The organism is Endozoicomonas sp. SESOKO3, assembly GCF_024606255.1.
The window spans coordinates 1-1,818 of the sequence record NZ_JAHHPR010000593.1 but is presented as its reverse complement, the minus strand read 5'-3'; the positions used below and the strand labels follow the sequence as shown (position 1 = coordinate 1,818).

The following is a 1,818-nucleotide window of genomic DNA, read 5'->3' as shown; positions in this document are numbered from 1 at the left end:
TTGACATCCTCCCCCACTGATTCAAGAAATCAGTGGGGGATTCCCATGGGGGCGCCTAGCCCAGGCTGCTACTTTCTCACGATTTCGCAGTGGTTCCTGCTTCGTCACAGGTTCCAACGAACCCGCTCCACAGGCTAACACGCCATGTCCTGACGCTAAGATATTCTTGGCAGCGTTAATGTCGGCATTTTCGGCATGACCACAAGCAACACATTTAAAACCTGCCTGTGACTTGCGGTTGTCCTTGTGAACGTGACCACAGGCACTACAAGTCTGGCTGGTGTATTGTGGTTTCACTGAGACCACATCACCGCCCAACCAGTGCTGTTTATACTCAAGCTGTCGTCTGAACTCATACCATCCCTGATCGAGAATGGACTTGTTCAGCCCTGATTTGGCCTTGACGTTAACGCCCGGTTTTTCAGCAGTGCCTTTCGCCGATCTGGACATATTCGATACCTTCAAATCCTCAATGACAACCCTTGCGTGTTTCTTGCTGATTTCCGTTGAGGTCTTGTGAAGGAAGTCCTGACGACAGGCGGCTATCTTGCTGTGAAGCCGGTTAATTCGCTGCTTTTGCTTCTGCCAGTTGGCAGAGAATTTCATCTTGCGAGAGAGTTTTCTTTGCTCTACTGCAAGCTGTAGCTGGTGCTTTTTGAAAGCATTAAGGGGTTGGTACTGCTCTCCATTAGAGAGGGTGACAAACCTGGCAATGCCCATATCCAAACCAACCGCCTTCTCTGACGAATGAATTGGGTCAGGCCATTCCTGCTCTGTCTGGAAGCTGATATACCAATGGCTTGACCTTCGGGTAATGGTGCAGTTTTTGATCGCTCCTTCAATCTGGCGAGACTTGCGAAACTTAACCCAACCCAGTTTGCTTGGGAGTTTAACCCGACGATTGTTAATCTGGCAGTAACGGGGAAACTGCATGATGCGGATTGAGTTATCCCGATCATCATTGCGTCGTTTGAAACGTGGCGCTTCAAAGTGAAGTTCTTTTATTTTCCCTTGCTTCAGCTTCGAGAGATCATCAAAGTGCCTTTTCCATGCGGCTCCCAAGTCACAGAGTTTTTGCTGCAAGGTAACGGCATTGCCCTGAGAAAGAAACTCTGTTTCCGAGTCTTTCTTCCAGATCGGAAGCCACTTGGTCATAGTGTAGGCCGTTGGGATTTTCCCCCCGGCTTCCTGCTTCTGATTACAAATCTCAAGCGCCTTGTTCCAGACAAAACGAGCTGTCCCGCAAAGCTGCATGAGTCTTTCATGCTGCTCCGGGGTAGTATCCAGTCTGAATTTATAGGCCTTGAGAATCTTCATTTATACAATCAGTGTGTGATAGCCTTAGCGCTGAATTTAGAGTATACATATTGGAATATCAAGCATTGGTATGCATGAAATAAAGAAAGGGCGGCACAGTGCTTACACTTTGCACTGCCACATTGTCTTTGTGACAAAATACCGGAAGAAAGTATTAGGCTCTTTGCATTTGGAGAGGCTGAAGGAGATATTTTCTGAAATCTGCGGAAACTTCGAGGCCGAGCTCGGTGAATTTAATGGCGAGTCTGACCACGTACATTTATTGGTTGAGTTCACGCCAAAGACCCCATCCATTGCGAAGCTGATAAACAGCCTGAAAGCGGTTTCCTCCAGAAGGTTAAGGCAAGAGTTTTGCGATATTGCCGGTGCTTACAAAAAGCCGGTTTTGTGGTCACGATCCTACTTTGCAGGGAGCTGTGGTGGTGCGCCACTGGAAGTTATCAAAGAGTATATTGAGAACCAGGATCAGCCCTGACGGGCTGACGAAATTCACCTCCCTGC

The 1,818-nt window shown here is 48.1% G+C and carries 2 protein-coding genes; one reads left to right on the top strand and one right to left on the bottom strand.

The window, feature by feature from the left end:
- Positions 1-21 precede the first annotated feature (21 nt).
- Positions 22-1,317 (bottom strand): transposase, encoded by a 1,296-nt coding sequence (locus KDK18_RS10175; protein ID WP_257254789.1) that lies wholly within the window; start codon positions 1,315-1,317, stop codon positions 22-24.
- A gap of 70 nt (positions 1,318-1,387) precedes the next feature.
- On the opposite strand from KDK18_RS10175, the gene tnpA reads away from it, so the two are divergent.
- Positions 1,388-1,792: an IS200/IS605 family transposase gene (tnpA, locus tag KDK18_RS10170; RefSeq protein WP_257254788.1), complete on the top strand. Its 405-nt coding sequence runs from the start codon at positions 1,388-1,390 to the stop codon at positions 1,790-1,792.
- The last annotated feature ends 26 nt before the right edge of the window (positions 1,793-1,818 follow it).